Here is a 2,694-nt window from a genome sequence, read left to right on the forward strand (position 1 = left end):
TTAACTCTTCACGGTTTAAATAACCTCTCGCCAACCCTGCACCACCAATATACAATTCACCCGGTACACCAATAGGTGTGGGCTGTAACTGAGAAGTGAGGACATACAAGCGGGTATTAGTTAATGGGCGACCAATATTTGTTATTAAATCGCCATTTTTATAACAATTTTCACTAACACACACTGTTGATTCCGTAGGCCCATAAGCATTAAAAGTATTGCATTCAATCCCAGCCAATTGAAAACAACACTCAGATGGCGATTCTCCAGCCAACACCAATCTCTTAAGGTATCTAAGTTGAACTGAACTCATTTGATTTACAATAGCTGGAGGTATTGTAGCCATATCAACCTTCTCAAAAACCAAAAGCTCAGCCAGTTTTTCAACATTAACCCGCTGAATATCAGTACATAAATACAATTTATGCCCACTGAAAAGACTAACAAATACTTCAAATACATTCGCATCAAACACATAAGAAGCGTACGATAATACAGACGTTAAAGGATCGGTATTGAATCGTTGCTTTTGCGCTGTAACAAGATGACTCACATTTTGATGACTTACCATCACGCCCTTAGGCTGACCTGTGGTGCCCGAGGTATAAATGACATACGCTAAATCCTCTGGACCACTGTTCGAACAAAGGTTACCGCTGGGCTTTTTATCCATTAACCCTGTACTGTCTGCAATGATAACAACAGGTGAAGGACGTAACTCTTTCAACCAATGACTCAATAACGCACTGTGACGCCGCTGAGACAGCACGATGGGCGCTTGTGTATCCGCCAACATAAAAAGCGTTCGCGCTTTAGGGTATTCCGGTGACATCGGCACATAAGCTCCCCCCGCTTTTAGTACTGCTAAAATACTCACAACCATCTCAAAACTACGATCAAAATAGAGGGCAATAAGTGTATCTGGACGTAAGGGATGACCGTATTGCGCTTCATACTGCTCACGTAGCACATACGCCAACTGATTGGCTTTGTCGTTAAGCTCTCTATAAGTCAATGACTCATTATTAAAAACCAATGCAATATGCTCAGGTGTATTGCTAACTTGTGCTTCAAACAACTGGCTAAGTGTCTTATCTTGTGGGTAATCTACGTCCGTCTGATTCCACGTATAAAGCAATCTGTAACGCTCCGCTTCAGATAATATATCTGCATCACTCAAAGGGAGCTGTGGCTCCGTCACCAGTGCATACATCAATCGCTGGTACATATCACTAAAACGATTAATCGTTGTCTCTTTAAATAGACTAAGGGCATATTCCCACTGACCTCGAAGTTGAGGCTGACTGTCATCGATAAACAAACTTAAATCAAATTTAGCAGGAGTATAGCTATCAATATCAAGAGACGCTGGAGTAAACGGCAACTTGCTATGGCTCTGATGTTGACCAAACCCTTGCACACTAAACATCACTTGAAACAACGGATGCCGTGATGCATCCCGTTCAAGTGACATCTCAGCAACTAACTTCTCAAACGGCAACTCTTGATGGACTTTACCCTCACTCACTGTTTGATGCACTTGCTTTATCAGCTTGTCAAAAGATTGCGTGGGGTCAAGAACCACTCTTAACGCAAGACTATTGACAAAAAAACCGATTAAATCTTGTGTTTGTGGATGATGACGGTTATCTGAAGGTGTACCTATCACCAAATCTTCCTGCCCGCTAAGTCGACTAAGCAGAACATAAAAACCACTTAATAACACGGTATACAAGGTCGTTCCTTGCGTTTTTGCAAAGCGACGTAATTGACATGACAATGCCTCATTCAAAACAAAGTCACTGTTTGCCCCCCGATAATCTATTTCAGAAGGACGAGGGTAATCGCTTGGCAGCACCAGCGGCTCAAAACCAGTCAGTGTATCTTGCCAATAACGCAACTCATCACTTAAGAGTTCCCCTTGTAAATACGCTCGTTGCCATTGAGCATAATCACCATAGCAAATGGATAACACGGGTAGTTTGGCAAGCCGCTGCTCATTCAATGCTGCATAGGTTTCAGCCAACTCATCAAATAGAACACTCGTGGACCAACCGTCAAAAGCAATATGATGCCACATCAACAATAAATAACGTTCACATTGCTCATTATCATGCCCCTCATAAACATCATAGCGATGCAACCGTAAAGGCGCCTCTGCGCTCAAATCAAAGGAACACTCAACATCTTGTTTGACTAACATTGCCAGTGTATCTTTATTCAACACCTGCTGGTACTGGTACTCCAGCGGCTCATCGCGTCTATGGGTATAGCCTTCACCATCATCATCTTGATGATAAGTACTGTTCATCACAGGGTGACGTAAGGCGATTTGATTTAAGGCCATTAACAGCAGTTCTTCATCTGCCGCATTATCAAGCTTTACCCAATAAGGAATATGGTAACTGTGGCACCCCTGCTCATATTGCTCAATAAACCATAAGCGCGATTGAGCAAAAGACAAAGGATAGCGCACTTGATGCTTAGCAGGAATGATGGGAAATTCAGCCACCAACTTAGGCAACAATCCCACTATAGTCGGATTGGAAAACAATACCGCTAGCGGCATGTCTAATTTCATTTCACGTCGAATACATGCACCAAGGCGAATTGCTGCAATAGAATCACCTCCAATCTGAAAAAAGTGATCTTCAATCCCCACTTGTTCAAGGCCCAAAACCGTCTGCCAAATAG

Annotated in this window: 1 protein-coding gene; it reads right to left on the bottom strand. The window is 42.7% G+C overall.

Features of this window, described 5'->3' with window-relative positions; genetic code table 11:
* The coding region (locus Q0976_RS23860) for a condensation domain-containing protein (RefSeq protein WP_299497346.1) at positions 1-2,694 on the bottom strand (2,694 nt) is incomplete at both ends.

This window comes from uncultured Shewanella sp. (assembly GCF_947501665.1).
Lineage (GTDB): Bacteria > Pseudomonadota > Gammaproteobacteria > Enterobacterales > Shewanellaceae > Shewanella.